This is a genomic window from Trabulsiella odontotermitis, from assembly GCF_001188485.1.
Lineage (GTDB): Bacteria > Pseudomonadota > Gammaproteobacteria > Enterobacterales > Enterobacteriaceae > Trabulsiella > Trabulsiella odontotermitis_A.
The window spans coordinates 1-21,927 of sequence record NZ_JNGH01000085.1 but is presented as its reverse complement, the minus strand read 5'-3'; the positions used below and the strand labels follow the sequence as shown (position 1 = coordinate 21,927).

Here is a 21,927-nt window from a genome sequence, read left to right as displayed (position 1 = left end):
TCATGTTTGTATTCAAGAAAGACACGGTGTTAGACGATCTCGGTAACGGTGTCACCCGACGCATCCTGGCGCACAGCGGCAGCATGATGGCGGTAGAAGTGCATTTCGAAAGCGGGGCGGTCGGCGCAATGCACAGCCATCCTCACGAACAATTAACCTATGTCCTCGCCGGGCGTTTTCGCTTCACTATTGATGGTAAAACGCAAGACGTCAGTGCCGGGGATACCTTATACAAAGCGCCCAACGTCGTTCACGGTTGCGTTTGTCTGGAAGCCGGAACCCTTCTGGATACCTTCACGCCACAGCGAGACGACTTTTTATCTTAACGAGTTAAGCGCATCTGGCCCCTGTGGATGACGCGTCCCCTGGCATAACTGGATACACCTGTATAGGTTTCGGGAATATACTGAGCGCTTAACGATAAGATGATAAAATAATCATTTTACACTCAGTAAATTGGTGAATTTATACCCCTCTCCCGTCGGGAGGGGGCAACTCATAGCCAGGCCATTCCATGACAACCGAAAACCGTTCTCTCTACAGCCAGCTTCCTGCGACCGATCGTCTTTTACGCGATCCGCTGTTTTCACCGCTCCTTACTCGCTTCGGTCATAGCCGGGTGGTGGACATTCTGCGCCAGCTTCTTGACGAGGCGCGCGAGGCGATTCGTGAAAACCACATGCTGCCTGACTGGTGCGATGACTGGTTAAACGCGGCGTCTGAACGGCTGGCGCTGGATGAGCAAAGCGCGCTGCGTCCGGTGTTCAACCTGAGCGGCACCGTGCTGCACAGCAACCTTGGCCGCGCCCTGCAATCTGAGTCTGCTATTGAGGCGGTCGCGCAGGTGATGCGCTCCCCGGTGACGCTGGAATACGATCTTGACGGCGCAGGGCGTGGTCACCGCGATCGGGCGCTGGCGGCGCTACTGTGCCGCATCACCGGCGCGGAAGATGCCTGCATTGTGAACAACAATGCCGCCGCCGTGCTGCTGATGCTGGCCGCGACCGCGCCGGGAAAAGAAGTGGTCGTCTCGCGCGGGGAACTGGTGGAGATCGGCGGTGCGTTTCGTATTCCTGACGTGATGCGTCAGGCGGGCTGCATTCTGCATGAAATTGGCACCACCAACCGTACCCATCCGAAGGATTACCGCAACGCAGTGAATGTAAATACCGGGCTGTTGATGAAGGTGCATACCAGCAACTACAGCATCCAGGGTTTTACCACATCGGTGGATGAAGCCACGCTGGCCGAACTGGGGCGCGAACTTGATATTCCGGTGGTGGCCGATCTGGGCAGCGGCACGCTGGTGGATCTCAGCGAGTACGGGCTGCCGAAAGAGCCGACGCCGCAGGAGATGATCGCTGCGGGCGTCAGCCTGGTCAGTTTTTCCGGCGATAAACTGCTCGGCGGGCCGCAGGCGGGGTCGGCAAACGTGAGCTTATCGCGCGCATTCAGCAGCATCCGCTCAAACGCGCGTTGCGCGTCGACAAAATGACGCTCGCGGCGCTGGATGCCACGCTACGCCTCTATCTGCACCCGGAAAAACTACGGGAAAGCCTGCCCACGCTGCGTTTGCTGACCCGCCCGGCGGAAGAGATTACTGCGCAGGCGGAACGCCTGTTGCCGCTGCTGGCGGAAAGATACCCTGAATTTGACGTCCGGCTCGCGCCCTGCGAGTCGCAGATTGGCAGCGGTTCGTTGCCGGTGAACCGGTTATCCGGTGCGGCGCTGACGCTGACGCCGTGGCTGGATCTGCGCTGTCTTGAGGATGAATCGCGTTTTCTGGAGATGGTACTGAAATGATTATTGCCACTGCCGGGCATGTCGACCACGGCAAAACGACGTTGCTTCAGGCGATTACCGGCGTGAACGCCGATCGCCTGCCGGAAGAAAAATCGCGCGGTATGACCATCGATCTCGGTTACGCCTACTGGCCGCAGCCGGATGGCCGCGTGCTGGGGTTTATCGATGTGCCTGGCCATGAAAAATTTCTCTCAAACATGCTGGCCGGCGTGGGCGGCATCGATCATGCGCTGCTGGTGGTGGCCTGCGACGATGGCGTGATGGCACAAACCCGCGAGCATCTGGCAATTTTACAGCTGACGGGGCAACCGACGCTGACCGTCGCGCTGACCAAAGCCGATCGCGTGGACGACGCCAGGATTGCCGGGGTTCGCCATGAAATTTCTACCGTGTTGCGCGAGTTCGGTTTCGATAACNCACGATTTTTGAACCTGCGGCCACCGAAGGACGCGGTATCGACGTTCTGCGCGACCACCTGATTCGCCTGCCGGAGCGGGCGCATCCAGAGCATCAGCGTTTTCGTCTGGCGATTGACCGCGCCTTCACCGTCAAAGGGGCCGGGCTGGTGGTGACCGGTACGGCGTTTTCCGGTGATGTGAAGGTCGGTGATACGCTGTGGCTCACCGGCGTGAATAAACCGGTGCGCGTGCGCGGGCTGCATGCCCAGAATCAGCCTGTGGAGCAGGCGCATGGTGGGCAGCGTATTGCGCTGAACATCGTCGGCGACGTGCAAAAAGAGGATCTGACGCGTGGCGACTGGCTGCTTTCAGAAACGCCGCCGGAACCCATCGAGCGCGTGATTGTTGAGCTGCACAACCATCAGCCGCTGAGCCAGTGGCAACCGCTGCACATTCACCACGCGGCGAGCCATATCACCGGTCGCGTTTCGCTGCTGGAGAACTCGCTGGCGGAGCTGGTGCTCGATAAACCGCTGTGGCTGGCGGACAACGATCGGCTGGTGCTGCGCGATATCTCCGCGCGCACGACGCTGGCAGGTGCTCGCGTTGTCACGCTCAACTCGCCTAAGCGCGGCAAGCGTAAACCGGACTTCCTGCAATGGCTCAATGCCCTCGCTGCGGTCACCAGCGATGCGCAGGCGCTGGAGGTGCATCTGCAGCGCGAAGCTGTCCGGCTGGCGGAGTTTGGCTGGGCGCGTCAGCGCAGCCGCGAAGGGCTTGACGCGCTGATTCAGCAACCGGGATTTATTCAGGCCAACGGCAGTCTGCTGAACGCGCCGTTGGCCGCCAGCTGGCAGCGTAAGTTGCTGGAAGCGCTGGCGCGCTATCATGAACAGCACCGTGATGAACCGGGGCCGGGGCGCGAACGTCTGCGCCGCATTGCGCTGCCGATGGAAGACGAAGCGCTGGTGCTGACGCTAATCGAACAGATGCGTGACAGCGGCGTAATTGGCAGTCATCACGGCTGGCTGCATTTACCGGATCACAAAGCCGGGTTTACCGACGAGCAACAGGTAATCTGGCATAAAACGCAGCCACTTTTCGGCGACGAGCCCTGGTGGGTGCGCGATCTGGCACATGAAACTGGCACCGACGAACCAGTGATGCGCGCCGTACTGCGGCAGGCAGCACAACAGGGCATGATTACCGCGATCGTTAAAGATCGTTATTACCGCAACGATCGCATCGTTACCTTCGCAAAAATGATCCGCGAACTCGATCAGCAACGCGGCTCAACCTGCGCGGCAGATTTTCGCGANCCAGCCATAAATCGTAGAAACGCCGGGGCAGCACGGTGTGTGCTGCCTGGCTAATCAATATCATTCTTCATTCACCCACACTCGCATTTCGCCTTCTCCGCGGTTGGCCCAGCTAAACCATGGAATAAACGTCAGCGTTTGTGTCTGGCGTTCACCAGGCGGTTGATCGTACTGCCAGAGCGCCTGCGTTTGTGGCTGGTGTGCTGTTTGCCGAATGCCTTCCGCCTGAATTACCGTCTGATGTGCCAGCACGCCTTTACCGTCGACGGTGGTGAATGCGGCGTTCCGCGGGAGCCAGAGATTGTGCAGCGCGTCGCCGTTGTCCGCCTGCTCCAGACAATACACCAGCGGCCCGCGCTGTATGGCCACTTTTCCTGCGACATGGCGCAGTAGCGGGTTGCCGTAAATCCGTCGTACCGGCATAGGAAGCGTTAGCTGGATGGTATCGCCTTGCTGCCAGCGACGGGTGATGTGGAGATATCCCTTACGGATNNGCGGAGCGCCAGTGTGTGGGTCACCGGTTCTGGCGAATCGATGGTGATTCGAATCGTTTCCTGCCAGGGATAATGACCGCTGATCTGTAAGCGTAATGCCTGATCACCTACTGGAATTTCTACGCTATTACCCACGTACAAATTGATATACAGCGCCTCTTCGCGCGGCGTGTAGATATAGTGGCCCAGCGAGGTGAGCGTGCGGGCAATGTTCGGCGGGCAGCAGGCGCAGCCAAACCAGCGCTGGCGAACGGGCTTCACGTGATCGTAGATATGGTTAAATGTGAGGGAACGCGGGTGCACTTCCAGCGGATTGACGTAAAAGAAGTGTTTTCCGTCCAACGCCATGCCGCCAAGCACCGTGTTATACAAGGCGCGCTCCATCACGTCGGCATACTGACTGTCCGCTTCCATTTCCAGCATTCTGCGGGCAAACATCATCAGTCCGATTGAGGCGCAACTTTCTGCATAGACTGTGTCATTGGGCAGGTCGTAATCGCTGGTAAAGGCTTCGCCACTGCTCTGTGCGCCAATGCCGCCAGTGATATACAACTGGCGCTGCACCATGTTGTTCCATAGCCGCAGGCAATGCTGGCGCTTTTGCGCGTCGTTACTGGGGCGCGCCGCCCGCCATCAGATAGACAAAACGCACCGCATGGCCGGTGGCCGTCTGCTGCTGAGCAATCGGCTGATGCGCCTGGCTGTACGCTTTATCCCTCACCATCCATGCCGGGCCATAGGTGTTCCAGTACGAGGTTTTTCCGCGCTTTTCATATTCAATATCGTAGAAATGCGGTTGCGTTCCCCGCTGTTCGACGAAGTAACTCGCCAGCGTCAGATAGCGGGGTTGCTGAGTCACTTCGAAGAGCCGGGTCAGCGCCAGTTCGATTTCCGGGTGACCGGGGTAGCCATGCAGCTGATTTTCAGCGGGACCAAAGACCTGATCGATATGGTCAGCGAGGCGGCAAACCACCTTCAGCAAATGTCGTTTGCCTGTTGCCTGAAAGAAGGCGACGCCTGCCTCAATCATGTGCCCGGCGCAGTACAATTCGTGGCATTCAGCAAGGTTGGTCCAGCGTTCAGCCGGAGCTTTGACGGTGAAATACGTATTGAGATAACCGTCCTCGCACTGCGCGGCGGCCACCAGTTCAATCACCTCATCGGCGGTTTTTTCTAGCAGCGGATCGGGCATCTGGCACAGCGACCAGGCGACGGCTTCCAGCCATTTCGCCACGTCGCTGTCCTGAAAAACCATGCCGTAATATTCGCCTTCCTTCAGCCCCGCCGCGATACGGAAATTTTCAATGGCGTGGCTCGGTTCCGCGTCAGTAATGCGATCGTTCAGCGCGTCCCACTGGTAAGGGATCACCACGTCCCGGACTAATTGTTGATACTGACCGAGAAACGGATCGTTGATTTTCAGGGTGTGCAGAGAAACGTCCATCGCAGACATAATACGCTCCTTAAGGCTGGATATGACGCTGGCGCAGATCGTCGGCAATGCGCGTCATCATCGGATTATTGAGTTTGCAGGCGCGGATGGCGAAGGCCAGCAACAGATGAAACAACGCCGGAAGCAGCGTTTCCATGGCGGTCATTCCTTGTAATGACGCGGTCGTTTGATGACCTGCGCCAGGCTGATAGGCAACAAAAATAAACACGAGGCTGATGATCCCGGCACTGGAAGCCCAGGCGAGCTTGATGCAAAACAGGTTAAAGGCGAAATTCATTCCTGAGGAGCGAACGCCGGTTTTCCATTCACCGTAGTCGTCCGCGAACGCCATCAGCGAGAAGTGCAGCGGCAGTGTGAAGCCCAGGATGATGCCGTTAGCAAGAATCACAACCAGCCACAGCGTCTGGTGCGTCGGGCCCGCAGGCAGCCACCACATCCCCAGCGCCAGCACGGCCAGCACGAGGTTGGTGACGTAATAAAGCCTGACGGTATCCACGCGTCGTGACAGCAGATTCACCACCACGGAACCCAGAATAGAGGCGAACGTAACCATGGTGAAAAACAGCGAGGTGTAGGCGGTGCTGCCATTCAGCACGTAGGTGATGAAGTACATGTAGCCGCCACCGCGGATGTTAAACACGTTGATCAGCAGGAAAGACATCAACAGCATCAGCAGCAGTTGATCATTGTTGCGCAAGCCTGCGAGATGCTCACGCAGGGTAAATTTCCCCATTAATGCCAGCGGCACGCGTTCGCGAACCCAGAAAAAGCAGCACAGGAACATCACCACCGCGATGGCACAAAGCACTCCAACACCGAGTTGATAACCCCGCGCGGCGTTGTCCTGGCCGAGTTCAGCCACCAGCCAGGGCAGCCCGACCGAGACCAGGAATCCGGCGACGCCGCACAGCACAAAGCGCCAGGACTGGCAGGAAATGACTTCACGATGGCGCGTCGTCATGGTGTTGATCAGCGCGCAGTAGGGAACATTTATCGCAGTGTAACCCACTGAAAGCAGAAGATACGTCACAAAAGCCCAGCCGATTTTGACCGACATGCCTGCCTCGGGCACGGTAAAGGTCAGTACGCCAGCCAGGCCGATGGGCAGCGCAATCCATAATTGCCAGGGGCGAAAGCGACCCCAGCGGCTTTGCGTCCGGTCAGCAATCACCCCCATGATGGGGTCGGAAATGGCGTCAAAAATGCGCAGCGCCATAAATAACGTGCCCACCAGCGCGGGTGTCAGGCCAAAGACATCGGTATAGAAAAACGTCAGAAAATTCATGATAAGGCAGGTGATAACCGTACCGCCCGCATCACCCAGCCCATAACCCACTTTTTCGCGCACGGACAGCCTGTCGTGGCTCTTTGACCGGGTAAGATCGGTGGTCGTAATCGGAGTAGACGTCATAAGGTGTTCCTCATTATTTAAAGAGGTAAAACACGGAATATTTTTTATTCGCAACCTACCCGAATAATTCTGCCTGGAATGACACGGCCAACAAGGGAAGGAAAAAGTATAAAAAGATGACGATTCCGACGTGTGGGACAAAATGTGAGAAAGATCGTCTTAAACTAAACATATACTTGATATTCAATAACTAAAATGCGGTTATCGATGATAAACGGAGAGATTATTCATATTTATGCTCAAATTATCCATGACGCTTCCGATCAAAGTACAAAACGGCGGACTCTTTATTTCCCGTGGTGTAGGGAGCCATCCCGCCAGGACGCTACATTCCTGGGAACTGATTTTTGTCGAGAAAGGAACATTAACGCTGCGCGAAGGAAGCGAATTATTTACGATTAATGCGAATGAAAGTTTGCTGCTCTGGCCACAGCGTCGGCATGTGGGCGTTGGCACTTTTCCTGCTGATCTGAAATTTTACTGGCTGCATTTTGAGTTATTACCGAACGCGCATCATGGAATGGGTACCCGGGCACCCTGGGAAATACCGCAGCATCTGGCGGTGAACGATCCGCAATATGTGGTTTCTTTGTTTCGGCAGTTTCTGCGGGAACAGGAGAATATTCATCGCAGCGAAGCGCTGGAATTGATTTTATTGCTTATACTGCAACAGCTCTCTTGTTCCGCAACGGAAGATAAAAACAGAGACAGCCGTGGAATGGCGTTGGCTTACAAAGCCCAACAAATTGTTCGTACACAATTTCATTTACCGCTGGCGACATCTGGGATCGCGGCAGAATTACATTGTAATGCAGATTATCTGGGGCGGGTATATCGCCGTATCTTTCATCTGACATTGACAGAAGCGATTCATCGCCAGCGTGTAATGGCGGCCGAGAAAATGCTTATTAGTGATTCATTTTCGCTGACGGAAGTGGCTCAACGCTGTGGTTTTAATGATGTGAGTTATTTTCGCCAGATATTTCGAAAACACACCGGAATGACGCCTGCTGCCTGGAAACGACGTTATTGCAGGGAGCACATTAATTCCGGCTAAAAAACAGAAATAAATCAATCTGATAGCAGGATAAATGACTGTAATTTGTGGTTAATATGGAGCATTGTCTTGATGAGTTGGCCTGATTAAGACTTGTGGCGCAAGCGAGGGTATTTGTTTATTTTTATGGAATTTAATGCTTAATATTTACGTTATGTCAGATCTATTTTCCTCAATGAGGGCGGCGAAGCGACAACCATAGTCGTACCGCACGGAGGTTGTATCTGTTTTTCTTCAATTTATAATACTCCATAAAAATTGTATGGATTGAGAAGGTCAGGCTTTTCAACATATTCTCAGTCAGTTCAATTTAAAAGAGTACTTTTACAATGGACTATCAGCTGCACGGATTCATGATCGGTAAGGCGATTCTTGTCGATATCGGTAACAAGAGGGCATGTCGTATTCCCGTCAGCAACTCGGATAAAACCGTCGTCTTTGCCGCCGTTTTTTTCAATAAAACGATGCTACGACTTTTTTTGTATTTGCTGATACATGCCCGACACGGTAACGTTTCCCGGGACGAGCTCTTTGAGCATGTCTGGGAAGAGAATAACCTGAGCCCGTCTACACAACGATTATGGCAGGTAATTAACAATTTGAATAAGAAATTATCCACGTTGGGCCTGCCGGAAGACTTTATTTTAAGCGCTAAAGGGTGTGGGTATTTCATAAATTACGATGACATCACCCCACTTTATTATGAAGTGAGAGAATAACCACAACCCGTTATTTGTGTGTTAATGGTTGAGATCCGAGGGTGTGATGTCGCCTCTGGATTTGTTTCCCCTGAACATGTCTGTGCTCAGGGGATTTTTTCTGCGCGTCAGGAACGCAAACGCCAGGTCAAACGTCCAGATTACGCTGGGCAACCGACAAATCCTGACGATTTCCCCGTTGGGATCAAAGCGCAGAACGCCGCATCTCTGGCACTCTGAGGTTTTCGGACACGGACGAGCCTAAAATGAATCCATTTATCGTCGCTGACGCCATGAAATGTATTGGGTGCCGTACCTGCGAGGTCGCCTGCGTCGTCTCTCATCAGGAGCGCGAGATCGTCGGCCCCGATGATTTTATCCCGCGTATTCAGGTCGTAAAAGGCGACACCATCACCTCCGCCGTTGCCTGTCACCATTGCGAAGACGCGCCGTGCGCGAACGTGTGTCCAACACAGGCGATTCGCCGCGAAAACGGGCGCATCGCGGTAGATCAACAGTTTTGTATTGGCTGCAAAAGCTGCATGCTGGCCTGCCCGTTTGGCGCGATGCAGGTGGTGGTGGTACAGGGCCGGTCGCAGGCCATTAAGTGCGATCTTTGTCATCACCGCGACAATGGCCCGGCCTGTGTGGACGCCTGCCCGACGCAGGCGCTGATGTGTGTCGATGTGGAAACGCTGCGCAAGCAACGGCTCATGTAGCGTTTTTAAAATGCCTGATGACGATCAGGCATGATCCCGCCACGCGTTTTCGATCTCTTCCGCCAGTATTTTTACGCCCATCTCGATTTTTTCCGGATCGGGTACGTAGTTCATGCGCATGCACTGGTGCGTGTGCGGCCAGGGCTTGTCCAGTCCGGGGAAGAAATAGTGCCCCGGCACCATCAGCACGCCACGCTTTTTCAGGCGCTGATAAAGCAGTTCCGTAGTGATGGGCAGATCTTTAAACCACAGCCACAGGAAAATGGCACCTTCCGGTTTGTGGATCAGGCAGCGATCTTCCGGCAAATAGCGGCGAATGATGGCGATAGTTTCCTGAACGCGCTGGAAATAGAACGGTTTAACCACCGTTTCTGACAGGCGCAGCAGGTCGTTGCGTTTGATCATCTCGCTCATTATCGCTGGCCCAATCCCACCGGGCGCCAGGCTGACAATGCCGTTCATATTGCTGATCGCAGAGATTATTTTTTCGTTAGCGATGATAATGCCGCAGCGGCTGCCCGGCAGGCCCAGCTTCGACAGGCTCATGCATAACACGATGTTCGGGTTCCACAGCGGGCGCGCTTCGCTAAAGATAATGCCCGGGAAAGGCACCCCGTAGGCATTGTCGATCACCAGTGGAATGCCGTGATGATTCGCCAGCATATCGAGTTTCATCAGCTCTTCGTCGGTAATGACGTTGCCGGTCGGGTTGGTGGGACGGGAGACGCAAATCATCCCCGTCTCTTCGGTGATGCTCAGGTGTTCAAAATCAACGTGATACTTAAACTGACCGTCGGGCAGCAGCTCAATGTTCGGGCGTGTGGAGACAAACAGATCTTCTTCCAGGCCGGAATCGGCGTAGCCGATATACTCAGGCGTCAGCGGGAACAGTACCTTGCGCGTGGTGCCATCGGCACGGCGTCCGGCGAACAGATTGAACAAGTAGAAAAACGCGCTCTGGCTGCCGTTGGTCAGTGCAATATTCTGCGGATCAATATCCCAGCCTAATTCCTGACGTAACATTTTCGCGAGAACATCCAGCAGTTCTGTTTTGCCCTGCGGACCGTCGTAATTGCACAGTGCATCAGTGACTTTGCCCGTTTTAAGCATGTCAGCCAGCAGGTTGTGGAAGTAATCGTTCATTTCCGGGATCTGCGCCGGATTACCGCCACCGAGCATAATGGCACCTGGGGTGCGCAGGCCGTCGTTGAGGTCCTCCATCAGGCGGGTAATGCCGGAATGGCGGGTGAATTTGTCGCCGAAAAGTGAAAATGTCATAACGGGTGATCTGTTGGTCTTTCGCTAAAGTGGCTCACCATAACCCTTGCCGGGGCGTGGTGCAAATAGCGAACGTCGATCGCAGAGGGAGGATCATTCTGCTTTAAATTTCAGATACGGTGGTTTGTGCTGGTGGCGCGCGACCCGCGCCGCGCGCTGATTCCTGTCATTCTGCTTTTCCGGCCCACACCACCATCACGCTGTCATCGCCCTGTTGGCGCACGAAACCATAGCCTTGCGAAAGCGTGAGCGTGGTTTGTTTCCCGGCGCCGATAGCCGGATGGCGGGCGCGGAACTGGCCGAGGATTTGCCAGTGCTTGACGCCCGAGGCGGATTTGCCGCTGACATCCTGCCAGTTCATGTCCGAGCGGGTGCCCTGTAGCGGATCGGAACCTGTGGGTCCAAAGGGGCGGCTGGACTCGTCGCCATAAAAAATCTGTACCGCGCCAGGTGCCAGCAACAGCAGTTCAGCGGCCCGGCTTTCGCCTTCACGAAACAGCCGTGTGTCGTGGGATGAGAGATAGCTCAGCACATTAAAATCCTGCAGTTTTTCCGCCATTTGCTGCCAGTTTTCATCCATGTTAGCCAGACAGTCGGCGGCTTTCGCGGCCTGGTCCTGATAATCAAAATTGATCATCGCATCAAAGCCGTGGCGGTAATACTCGCTCTGCATCACGCCGTGCCCCCATGCCTCACCGGTCATCCAGAACGGGGCGTCATCGAGCGCTTTTTGCGGGTTTGCCTGTTTCCAGGCGGCAAGCGCCTGCGTGGCGTTGGTTTTAAGCTGTTGCCAGCTACCCATCTCAACGTGTTTTGCGGTATCGACACGGAAGCCATCGATGCCATAATCCCGCACCCATTGACTGAGCCAGTGGGTGAGATAGTCGCGCGGCGTATAGCCTGCAATGGCTTTTGCGCCGGTATCCGGTTTGTGTTGATAAAACACCGGCAGGCCGGAAGGCACGATGGATTCGGTTTTCAGATCCGGCAAAAAGGCCAGCGACATGGTCAAATCGTCAAAGCCGGGGTTGTCGTAATCGCCAATGTCGGTGCGGATCCATTTTTTGCCCCACCACTTTTCCCACGCGATTTTGTCGCTGAAATTAATGTAGTCATTAAAACTGTGCCAGCTCTGACCGGGGCCGGGACGCCAGTCCGTCCAGCGTTCGCCGAGCGTTTTTTTCAGTTCATCGCCCTGCAGATAAAGCGCGCCGAACCGGTATTCCTGCATATCGGCGAGGGTGGCATAGCCGGTGTGGTTCATGACCACATCAAACAGCACGCGAATGCCGCGCCGGTGGGCTTCATCCACCAGATGACGTAAATCTTCCTCTTTCCCCATGTTGGCATCGAGGCGGGTCCAGTCCTGCGGGTAGTAACCGTGATAGGCATAATGGGGGAAATCACCTGTGGTGCCGCCGCCCACCCAGCCGTGGATCTGCTCCAGCGGCGAGCTTATCCACAGCGCGTTGACGCCCAGGGTTTGCAGGTAATCCAGTTTGCTGGCGAGCCCTTTCAAATCACCGCCGTGGAAGGTGCCAATCTCCTGCATGCCGTCTTTGTGGCGTCCGTAGCTGGCGTCGTTCGTGGGATCGCCATTGACGTAGCGGTCCGTCAGCACGAAATAGACAGTCGCGTTGTGCCAGTTGAAAGGCGCTGGCGCATCGGTCTCAGCGCGCTCCAGCAGCAACAGGCCGTTGCTCTCCGCAGCGGGCATGAGGGTGATTTTCCCCTGTTGCACGGTGGCGGTCTGTTTGCTGTAGTAGTCCCGCACCACGGCACCTTCTGCAAACGTTCCGCTGACCTCCAGCGTAAGCGGTTTGCCGTCCCATTTCGGACACTGGCGAATCGCGGTTTTCACCGCCTCATCCGCCGCGCTTTCCACGGAAAGCTTCAGCGTGGGCGTACCGGAGCGGGTATCAATCTCCAGTGAATACAGGCCATTACGGAAAATCCGCCACGGTGGCGCATCACCATGACAGGGTTCCAGCGACAGCATCTCATTGAGTTTTATAGAAGAAGCCGGCTGCCAGCACTGATGGTCAAGATTTAACGTTAAAGGGTGTGTACCCTTCGCCATCGCTTTCTGGCTGATGAATTTTCCATCACTTTCCTGCGTGAAGGGCGGAAAGCCATCGGCGGTCCAGGTGGTCGCGTTGACGAGACCTGGCATCAGGAGTGCGGTAAGGGCAGCAAGTTTCATACGGGGTTCCTGTGCGTGTTTTCGCCCAGTGTGCCAGCCCCGTCGCGGCCTGTGCTCCTCCCTGAAAGGGGATGAGGAAAAAGGGTGAGAGATCCTGCGCACAAAACGAACAGGAAATGCGATACCCATATCAAAAGTAAGCCTTTTATCGCGCCAGTTGGTCCTAACGCATGATAGTGTTTCAGACCAGGACTATTTCTAAGGGTGCCCTCGACGGGTATTTTTGATATGATTTGTGGTTCAACTCTCAAATTTGGGAAAAATACAAGGTGTTGGAATGATTAAATCCGACCAGGAGACCTAATGATATCGACTCCCATTCGACGATATGGGGCAACGATACTCATGTTACTCACCTTTGCGATTTCAGGTGAGGTGCTGGCAAAGACACATACAGCAACAGCGAGTCAGAAAGCCCCGGCAGTAAAGACAAGTATTCATAAGGTTAGCAGTAAAAAAGAGTATTCTCGCAATAGTGAAATAAGCGGTTCACTTCCTGACTTGCGAAAATACCCTTCCGGAACACCAAGGAAAAAAGCGTTTCTCCGGACAGTGATGCCTTACATTACCAGTCAAAATGCTGCGATTACCGCCGACCGTAACTGGTTGGTTTCGAAACAGTATGATGGCCGCTGGTCACCGACTGAGCGCGCACGTCTGAAAGACATCACTAAGCGCTATAAAATCAGCTGGTCCGGAAATACCCGTAAAATTCCGTGGAATTCGTTGCTTGAACGCGTGGACATCATCCCGGTCAGCATGGTCGCCACCATGGCGGCAGCAGAAAGCGGCTGGGGGACATCGAAACTTGCGCGCGCCAACAACAATCTGTTTGGCATGAAGTGCGGAAGCGGAAAATGTAACAATGGCCCGGGCAAGGTGAAGGGGTATTCCCGCTTTGGTTCCGTGAAAGAGTCTGTACAGGCTTACGTCGCGAATCTGAATACGCACCCGGCCTATTCGTCCTTCCGTAAATCGCGTGCGCAACTGCGTAAAAACGATCAGGAAGTGACGGCCACGGCGATGATCCACAAGCTGAAAGGGTATTCGACTCGCGGGTCGAGCTACAACAACTACCTTTTCGCGATGTATCAGGATAATCAACGTCTGATAGCCGCGCACATGTAATGCGAAACGCCTTCCAGCCGGAAGGCGTTTTTCTTTGTTAAACCATCACTTCACTGTATCGATCCCGATACTCTTTCGGCGTCGTGTCGTACTCTTTTTTGAATACCGAATAGAAATACTGCAGCGACGGGTAGCCGCACATCTGCGAAATTTCGTTAATCGACAGCGACGTTGAAATCAGCAGACTGCGCGCTTTTTCCAGCTTTTCGCTGTGGATCACCGCGTGAATGGTTTCCCCGACCTCTTCTTTAAACCGTTTCTCAAGGTTGGAGCGGGAAATGCCGACCGAGTCCAGCACCTGCTCGACCTTAATCCCCTTGCAGGCGTTGTTGCGGATGTAATGCATGGCCTGAATCACTGCCGGATCGTTAAGCGAGCGGTAATCCGTGGAACGCCGCTCCACCACGCGCATTGGCGGTATCAACAAACGCTGCAGCGGCATCGCTTCGTTTTCCAGCAGTCGGTGCAGCAGCTTTGCCGCCTGATAACCCATCTGCCGGGTACCCTGCGCCACCGAAGAGAGCGCCACGCGTGACAGATAGCGCGTCAGCTCTTCGTTATCAATGCCAATGACGCACAGCTTTTCCGGCACCGGAATATGCAGATGCTCGCAGGCCTGCNGAGCCGGTTTTGCGCGTGCTGCCAGTTTTCCGGCGCGGTTTCCAGCCCCTGGTAAATCACCCCGCGGTATTTCTCTTTCGCAACCAACTGACTGAAGGCGTATTCACGCTCCCGTGCCCAGCCCTTGCGGCTGGAGGCGGGCAGACCATAAAAGGCGAAGCGGTGTACACCTTTTTCCTTCAGATGCAAAAACGCGCTTTCCACCAGCGCGTAGTTGTCAGTGGCGATGTAATGCACGGCGGGATAATTTTCAGGAAGGTGATAGGAGCCGCCCACGCCGACGATGGGCACTTTTACATCGGCCAGCAGGCGTTCGATTTCCACATCGTCNCCCAGCCACTCTTTGATATTTTCAATGCGGGTGCGGAAATCTTCTTCAATAAAAATATCCCACTCGGATTGCGACGCCTGCAAATATTCGCCCACGCCTTCAACGACCTGCCGGTCGTAGGCTTTGTTGGCATTGAATAACAACGTAATGCGGTGACGCTTTTCAAACATGGCTCAGTTTCCTGCTTAATCATCGCAAAGCCAGCACCGGCGGGCGGGTGCTGGCGTTATTTTTATGCGCGACGCTTAGTGGCAGAATCCATCCAGACTGCCAGCAACAGAATGGCGCCCTTAACGATATACTGCCAGAACGTCGGGACGTCCATCATACTCATTCCGTTATCCAGCGCAGNNTCCCCCGCCGATGGTGAACCCGCGCCTAAACGGGAGCTAAGAATCAACCCGGCAATCGCCACCATTAAGCCGTTAATGGCGAAAACGGCAAGCTTGGTGCGCTCGACGTTAATGCCCGATAACCGCGCCGCCTCCAGGTTGCCCCCGATGGCGTAAATCCGCCGCCCGAACGCGGTGCGCGTTGCCATAAACATACCGGCCAGCAGCAGCGCCGCCAGAATTAACACCGGCGTCGGCACGCCGCGATAGTCGTTCAGTAACCAGATCGCACCCAGCACAATCACCGCCGTCAGCGCCTGGCGCCCCACGGTGCTGGCGGACGCTGGCGTGCTGAGCCCCATTGTCTGGCGACGCATGCGCCCGCGCCATTGCCAGGCGATAAACACGCCCATGCCGATCACGCCAATAATGAAGCCCACGCTATCCGGCAGATAACTCTGGCCAATCTGCGACATGGCGGCGCTGGTGGGCGACACCGTTGTCCCGTTGGTGATACCGATCAGAATGCCGCGAAATGCCAGCATCCCTGCGAGGGTGACGATAAACGACGGGACTTTCCGATAGGCTACCCACCAGCCATTCCAGACGCCAAAGACCAGCCCCAGCGCCAGCGTTACCAGCACGGTGAGCGGCAGCGGCCAGCCCAGCCAGACGTCAAAAATCGCCGCGACGCCCCCCAACAGTCCCATCATCGAACCGACGGAAAGGTCAATTTCAGCGGAGATAATGACGAACACCATTCCGACCGCCAGAATGCCGGTGATGGCGGTCTGACGCAGCAGGTTAGAGACGTTACGTGCGCTCAGGTAGGCACCGTCAGTGGTCCAGGTAAAAAACAGCATGATGACGATAATCGCTGCGATCATGACAAAGACCTGAAGGTTGAGCGATTTCAGCACGGGAAACGCCGTCGGCGTCGGTGGGGTGAGTTTTATCTCAGAGGGGTTGTTCTTCGACATGACGTTCGCTCCTCAGTGCGGCTTCCATCACCTGCTCCTGCGTCAGGTCATGGTTGATTAAGTTGGCTTTCAGCTTCCCTTCATGCATCACCAGGACGCGATCGCTCAGCCCAAGGACTTCCGGCAGTTCTGAGGAGATGACGATCACGGCGATGCCCTGTTTCACCAGTTGGTTGATAAGCTTGTAGATTTCGTATTTGGCGCCGATGTCGATCCCGCGCGTGGGTTCGTCGAGGATCAAAATCCGCGGGTTAAGCAGCAGGCAGCGCGCGAGGATCGCTTTCTGCTGATTCCCGCCGCTCAGGCGGCCAATCGCCAGTTCCGGCGTGGCGGTTTTCACTTTCAGGCGTTGAATGGATTGCAAAATGCAGTGCTGTTCTGCAGCGTCGTCCAGGCTGCTTAACGGGCCGGAGAAGTCGTCCAGCGCGGCGAGGGTGATGTTTTTCCCCACTGCCATTACTGGCACGATGCCGTCTTTTTTGCGGTCTTCCGGCACCATCGCGATGCCATTGGCAATTGCCTGCTGGCAGTTGTTGATATGCACGGGTTGACCGTCGATATAGATTTTCCCTTCCCAGCGCCCGCGCCAGACGCCGAAAAGGCACTGTACCGCCTCGGTACGCCCGGCGCCGACCAGCCCGGCAATGCCCAGGATCTCACCGCGACGCAGGGAAAAAGAGACGTCGTTAACGCGCTTGATATGCCGGTTCACCGGATGCCAGGCCGTCAGATGTTCGACCCGTAAAATCTCTTCGCCACATTCGTGTGGTTCGTTGGGGTAGAGCGCCGTCAGCTCGCGTCCGACCATCATGGTGATGATGTCACCCTCGCTCATGCCGCTGGCGTCGCGGGTGCCGATGTGCTGGCCGTCGCGGATCACGCAGATGGTGTCGGAGATGGCTTTCACCTCGTTCAGCTTATGAGAGATGTAAATGCAGGCGATGTCGTGGTTTTGCAGATCGCGGATGATATTCAGCAGCACCGCCGTTTCTTGTTCCGTCAGCGACGCGGTGGGCTCATCCAGAATCAGCAGACGAACCTGCTTGTTCAGCGCTTTGGCGATCTCTACCAGTTGTTGCTGGCCGAGGCCTAAATCACCGACGCGAGTATCCGGGGAAATCGATAAACTCACCTGCGCGAGCAGCTTTTCACAGCGCAGGGTCATGCTGTCATAATCCATGACGCCATAACGGCTTATTTCGGTGCCGAGGAAAATATTTTCCAGCACCGTCAGATGCTTAACCAGCGCCAGCTCCTGGTGGATAATGGCGATGCCTTTGCGCTCGGTGTCGCGAATATGGCTGGCCTGCAGGGGTTCGCCCGCAAAAATAATCTCGCCTTCAAAGCTCCCGTGGGGATAAATACCGCACAACACCTTCATCAGCGTGGATTTGCCAGAGCCGTTTTCACCGCACAGCGAAACGACTTCCCCGGCGTTAAGCCGCAGACTGACATTATCTATCGCCTTCACCGCGCCAAAGGCCTTGGTGATATTTTTCATCTCGAGTAAATAAGGCATATACAACTCCTTCAGGCGGTCAGTTTCGATGCCCCGAGAGAGAAATGCCCCGGAACCGGGGCATCAGAGACTTACAGGTCGCTCTTTTTATGGAAACCGTCTTTCACCACGGTTGCATCGATGTTGTCCTTATTCACTTCGATAGGCGTCAACAGGCGGGAAGGGACATCCTTCAGCCCATTATTGAGGGTGGAATCTGACTTCGGCGTCTGCCCGTTGCCCAGTTCAACGGCGATTTCCGCCGCGTTGGTCGCAAGGGTGGTGATCGGTTTATACACCGTCATGGTCTGCGAGCCGTTCATGATGCGTTTGATACCCGCCAGGTCGGCATCCTGCCCGGAAATGGCGACTTTCCCCGCCAGCCCCTGCGCGCCGAGCGCCTGGATAGCACCGCCTGCAGTGGCGTCATTTGAGGCCACCACCGCGTCAATTTTGTTGTTGTTCGCCGTCAGCGCGTTTTCCATTATTTTCAGCGCATTTTCCGGAAGCCAGCCATCAACCCACTGGTCACCAACGATTTTGATTTTGCCGTCATCAATAAACGGTTTGAGGACTTTCATTTGCCCGGCGCGGAACAATTTTGCGTTGTTATCGACCGGCGAACCGCCCATCAGGAAATAATTTCCCTGAGGGACCTTCTCGACCAGACTATGTGCCTGCATTTCACCGACTTTTTCGTTATCGAAAGAAATATAAAAATCGATGTCAGCATTATTAATCATGCGATCGTAAGCCAGCACTTTAATCCCTTCTTGCTTGGCTTCTTTAATTACGTTGCTAAGCACCTGACCGTTGTAAGGAATAATAACTAACACATCGACGCCGCGGTTAATCATATTTTCAATTTGCGACATCTGCGTTTCTTCGTTGCCATTTGCTGACTGCACAAATACCGTTGCGCCGAGAGCTTGTGCTTTATTAACAAAAATATCGCGATCTTTCTGCCAGCGTTCGAGTCGCAGGTCGTCAATCGCCATGCCGATTTTAACCTCTTTGGCGATACCAGCCATGCTGGTCAGCATAAGAGAGGCGCAGAGAGTGAGGCAAAGGTGTTTTAATTTCATGATCGTGATGCCTTTTTTATCTGGTTGCAGGAGGTTGCAGGGTAGTTATTGAGACGAAAAAGAAACATACACTTCTGATACGCTGCAAATTTTTAACAGAGAATACGCATCTGGCAATTACCGCTTTTTCTTTTCGCATTATGATATTTGGTTTATTTCCCAATTTATGATGGCGATCGAATTTTGAACCGTTTCACCTTTCTGTTGCATCATCCTATGGAAGCACTATTCCAGAAAAGAAGAATGAAAAGGCATCTATTTTTGCGAGCCAGCGCACGTTTGTGGATTCTCTTAATGGCAGTGTGAAATAACGTAATTGAGCAACTCAAAATCAGAACTCAGTATTAGCCAATGAATTAAATCCCGCCGCCTGTCTGAATATGGAGTTCATTATGCAAGCTTATTTCGACCAACTCGAACGTGTTCGTTATGAAGGCCCGTCATCGGTAAATCCGCTGGCATTTCGGCACTACAACCCGGATGAGCAGGTTCTGGGTAAGCGCATGGAAGATCACCTGCGTTTCGCTGCCTGTTACTGGCATACGTTCTGCTGGAACGGAGCCGATATGTTTGGCGTTGGCGCTTTTGAGCGCCCATGGCAGCAGGCGGGCGACGCGATGGCGCTGGCAAAACGTAAAGCCGACGTCGCGTTTGAATTTTTCCATAAGTTAAACGTCCCGTATTACTGCTTCCACGACGTCGATGTCTCCCCGGAAGGCGCCTCGCTGAAAGAATACCTCAATAACTTCGCGCAGATGGTCGACGTGCTGGCTGAAAAACAGCAGCAGAGCGGTGTGAAACTGCTGTGGGGCACGGCAAACTGCTTCACCAACCCGCGCTATGGCGCCGGTGCGGCAACCAACCCCGATCCTGAAGTGTTTAGCTGGGCGGCCACGCAGGTGGTCGCGGCGATGAACGCCACGCATAAGCTGGGCGGCGAAAACTACGTTCTGTGGGGCGGCCGTGAAGGTTACGAAACTCTGCTGAACACCGATCTGCGTCAGGAGCGCGAGCAGATTGGCCGCTTCATGCAAATGGTGGTGGAGCATAAACACAAAATCGGTTTCCGCGGTACGCTGCTGATTGAGCCGAAACCGCAGGAGCCGACCAAACATCAGTATGATTACGATGCTGCAACGGTGTATGGCTTCCTCAAACAGTTCGGTCTGGAAAAAGAGATCAAACTGAATATCGAAGCTAACCACGCCACCCTGGCCGGGCATTCGTTCCATCATGAAATTGCGACCGCCATCGCGTTGGGCGTCTTTGGTTCCGTCGATGCCAACCGTGGTGACGCGCAATTGGGCTGGGACACCGACCAGTTCCCGAACAGCGTCGAGGAAAACGCGCTGGTGATGTATGAAATCATCAAAGCGGGTGGGTTCACCACCGGTGGCCTGAACTTTGACGCCAAAGTGCGCCGTCAGAGCACTGACAAATATGACCTGTTCTACGGTCACATTGGCGCGATGGACACGATGGCGCTGGCGCTGAAAGTCGCCGCCCGTATGATTGAAGACGGTCAGCTCGATAAACGCGTTGCGAAGCGTTACGCCGGGTGGAACGGTGAGCTGGGTCAGCAGATCCTCAAAGGGCAGTTGTCGCTGTCGCAGCTGGCTGCCTACGCCGAGCAGCACAACCTGGCGCCGCAGCACCAGAGCGGTCATCAGGAACTGCTGGAAAACCTGGTTAATCATTATCTGTTCGACAAGTAATCCACGTCGTACGGTATTGCAGGCCCGGTCGCGTTTCGCTGCCGGGCGTTTTTAGTTAAGGAGCCCTCACCATGTATATCGGGATCGATCTGGGTACGTCAGGCGTTAAAGTGATTCTGCTCAATGAGCAGGGGGAAGTTATCGCTTCGCAAACCGAGGCCCTCACGGTTTCGCGTCCGCATCCATTGTGGTCAGAACAGGATCCTGAATCCTGGTGGCGGGCAACGGATACGGCAATGAAAGCGCTGGCGGCGCAGCATCCGCTGCGTGACGTCAAAGCGCTGGGGATTGCCGGGCAGATGCATGGCGCCACGCTACTCGACAAACAGCAGAAGGTTTTGCGTCCGGCGATTCTGTGGAATGACGGGCGCTGCGGTGAAGAGTGCGCGCTGCTGGAAGCGAAAGTGCAGGATTCCCGCAAGATCACCGGCAACCTGATGATGCCGGGTTTTACCGCACCGAAACTGCTGTGGGTGCAGCGTCATGAACCCGATATTTTCCGCCAGGTCGACAAGGTGCTGCTGCCGAAGGATTACCTGCGTTTGCGCATGACCGGCGAATTTGCCAGCGACATGTCCGATGCCGCAGGCACGATGTGGATGGATGTGGCGAAGCGCGACTGGAGCGACGCGATGCTCAGCGCCTGTCAGCTGACGCGCGATCACATGCCCGCGCTGTTTGAAGGGTGTGACGTGACCGGCACCCTGCTACCCGCCGTGGCGAAAGCCTGGAATATGGCGGAAGTTCCGGTAGTGGCAGGCGGGGGCGACAACGCCGCAGGTGCGGTGGGCGTCGGAATGGTCGATGCCGGGCAGGCGATGCTGTCGCTCGGCACCTCGGGCGTCTATTTTGCCGTCAGCGAAGGGTTTCTGAGCAAACCGGAGAGCGCAGTGCACAGCTTCTGCCATGCGTTGCCAGGGCGCTGGCACCTGATGTCCGTCATGCTGAGTGCCGCCTCTTGTCTCGACTGGGCTGCCCGTCTGACCGGGCTGGGTACCGTTCCGACTTTGATCGCTGCGGCGGAGAACGCCGATGAAAACGCCGATCCCATCTGGTTTCTGCCGTACCTTTCTGGCGAACGCACACCGCACAATAACCCGCAGGCGAAGGGCGTTTTCTTTGGCCTGACGCATCAACATGGTCCGGCAGAGCTGGCGCGTGCGGTGCTGGAAGGCGTCGGATTTGCGCTGGCGGATGGGATGGACGTGGTACATGCCTGCGGCATTACGCCGAAAAGCGTGACGCTGATTGGCGGCGGCGCGCGGAGCCCCTGGTGGCGGCAAATGCTGGCGGATATCAGCGGTACGCCGCTGGATTATCGCACCGGCGGCGACGTTGGTCCGGCGCTGGGTGCGGCGCGGCTGGCGCAGATGGCGATGCACCCCGGCACGCCGTACGGCGATC

13 protein-coding genes and 4 pseudogenes are annotated in these 21,927 nt (G+C 55.3%); 9 read left to right on the top strand and 8 right to left on the bottom strand.

What is annotated here, in order from left to right:
* The first annotated feature begins 2 nt into the window (after window positions 1–2).
* The 3 genes and pseudogenes from GM30_RS11110 to selB all read left to right on the top strand — a co-directional run.
* On the top strand, window positions 3–326 hold the full coding sequence (locus tag GM30_RS11110) for a cupin domain-containing protein (protein WP_049848674.1): 324 nt from the start codon (window positions 3–5) through the stop codon (window positions 324–326).
* Between the two features lie 188 nt (window positions 327–514).
* Window positions 515–1,803, top strand: a pseudogene (selA, locus tag GM30_RS11105) (L-seryl-tRNA(Sec) selenium transferase).
* Window positions 1,800–3,517, top strand: a pseudogene (gene selB, locus GM30_RS11100) (selenocysteine-specific translation elongation factor); the annotation flags it as partial. The pseudogenes selA and selB, both read left to right, overlap by 4 nt.
* A 63-nt stretch (window positions 3,518–3,580) precedes the next feature.
* Here selB and GM30_RS11095 read toward each other — a convergent pair.
* Both GM30_RS11095 and GM30_RS11090 read right to left on the bottom strand, forming a co-directional pair.
* A pseudogene (locus GM30_RS11095) lies at window positions 3,581–5,467 on the bottom strand (glycoside hydrolase family 127 protein).
* A 10-nt stretch (window positions 5,468–5,477) separates the two neighbouring features.
* Window positions 5,478–6,878, bottom strand: coding sequence for an MFS transporter (locus GM30_RS11090; protein WP_049848673.1), 1,401 nt, complete (start codon window positions 6,876–6,878; stop codon window positions 5,478–5,480).
* Window positions 6,879–7,113: 235 nt separating this feature from the next.
* On the opposite strand from GM30_RS11090, the gene GM30_RS11085 reads away from it, so the two are divergent.
* The 3 genes from GM30_RS11085 (at window position 7,114) to GM30_RS11075 (ending at window position 9,352) form a co-directional block, all read left to right on the top strand.
* Window positions 7,114–7,935, top strand: coding sequence for a helix-turn-helix domain-containing protein (locus tag GM30_RS11085; RefSeq protein ID WP_049848672.1), 822 nt, complete (start codon window positions 7,114–7,116; stop codon window positions 7,933–7,935).
* Between the two features lie 329 nt (window positions 7,936–8,264).
* The gene (locus GM30_RS11080; RefSeq protein WP_049848671.1) at window positions 8,265–8,654 is read left to right on the top strand and encodes a winged helix-turn-helix domain-containing protein; all 390 of its coding nucleotides are present in this window, start codon (window positions 8,265–8,267) and stop codon (window positions 8,652–8,654) included.
* A gap of 245 nt (window positions 8,655–8,899) precedes the next feature.
* Entirely contained in the window at window positions 8,900–9,352 is a 453-nt protein-coding gene (locus GM30_RS11075; RefSeq protein WP_049848670.1) for a 4Fe-4S dicluster domain-containing protein, read from the top strand.
* A gap of 24 nt (window positions 9,353–9,376) precedes the next feature.
* Here the strand turns inward: GM30_RS11075 and avtA are convergent, their stop codons facing one another.
* Both avtA and GM30_RS11065 read right to left on the bottom strand, forming a co-directional pair.
* Window positions 9,377–10,630 (bottom strand): valine--pyruvate transaminase, encoded by a 1,254-nt coding sequence (avtA, locus tag GM30_RS11070; RefSeq protein ID WP_049848669.1) that lies wholly within the window; start codon window positions 10,628–10,630, stop codon window positions 9,377–9,379.
* A 166-nt stretch (window positions 10,631–10,796) separates the two neighbouring features.
* Window positions 10,797–12,833 carry an alpha-amylase gene (locus GM30_RS11065; protein ID WP_049848668.1) on the bottom strand — a complete coding sequence of 679 codons (2,037 nt, stop codon included), beginning with the start codon at window positions 12,831–12,833 and terminating at the stop codon, window positions 10,797–10,799.
* A gap of 303 nt (window positions 12,834–13,136) precedes the next feature.
* Between GM30_RS11065 and GM30_RS11060 the strand changes: the two genes are divergently transcribed.
* On the top strand, window positions 13,137–13,961 hold the full coding sequence (locus GM30_RS11060) for a protein bax (RefSeq protein WP_049848667.1): 825 nt from the start codon (window positions 13,137–13,139) through the stop codon (window positions 13,959–13,961).
* Window positions 13,962–13,998: 37 nt separating this feature from the next.
* Here the strand turns inward: GM30_RS11060 and xylR are convergent.
* The 4 genes and pseudogenes from xylR to xylF all read right to left on the bottom strand — a co-directional run bounded on the left by xylR (window position 13,999) and on the right by xylF (window position 18,808).
* Window positions 13,999–15,083, bottom strand: a pseudogene (xylR, locus tag GM30_RS11055) (D-xylose utilization transcriptional activator XylR).
* 62 nt (window positions 15,084–15,145) lie between these two features.
* Window positions 15,146–16,225 carry a sugar ABC transporter permease gene (locus GM30_RS11050; protein WP_049848666.1) on the bottom strand — a complete coding sequence of 360 codons (1,080 nt, stop codon included), beginning with the start codon at window positions 16,223–16,225 and terminating at the stop codon, window positions 15,146–15,148.
* The gene (locus tag GM30_RS11045) at window positions 16,203–17,744 is read right to left on the bottom strand and encodes a xylose ABC transporter ATP-binding protein (protein ID WP_049848665.1); all 1,542 of its coding nucleotides are present in this window, start codon (window positions 17,742–17,744) and stop codon (window positions 16,203–16,205) included. Before GM30_RS11045 ends, GM30_RS11050 begins: the two co-directional genes overlap by 23 nt.
* Window positions 17,745–17,815: 71 nt before the next feature.
* Window positions 17,816–18,808 carry a D-xylose ABC transporter substrate-binding protein gene (xylF, locus tag GM30_RS11040; protein WP_049848664.1) on the bottom strand — a complete coding sequence of 331 codons (993 nt, stop codon included), beginning with the start codon at window positions 18,806–18,808 and terminating at the stop codon, window positions 17,816–17,818.
* A 392-nt stretch (window positions 18,809–19,200) separates the two neighbouring features.
* On the opposite strand from xylF, the gene xylA reads away from it, so the two are divergent.
* Entirely contained in the window at window positions 19,201–20,523 is a 1,323-nt protein-coding gene (xylA, locus tag GM30_RS11035; protein WP_049848663.1) for a xylose isomerase, read from the top strand.
* Between the two features lie 71 nt (window positions 20,524–20,594).
* Window positions 20,595–21,927: xylulokinase (gene xylB, locus GM30_RS11030; RefSeq protein WP_049848662.1), on the top strand; the 1,333-nt coding region annotated here is incomplete at its 3' end.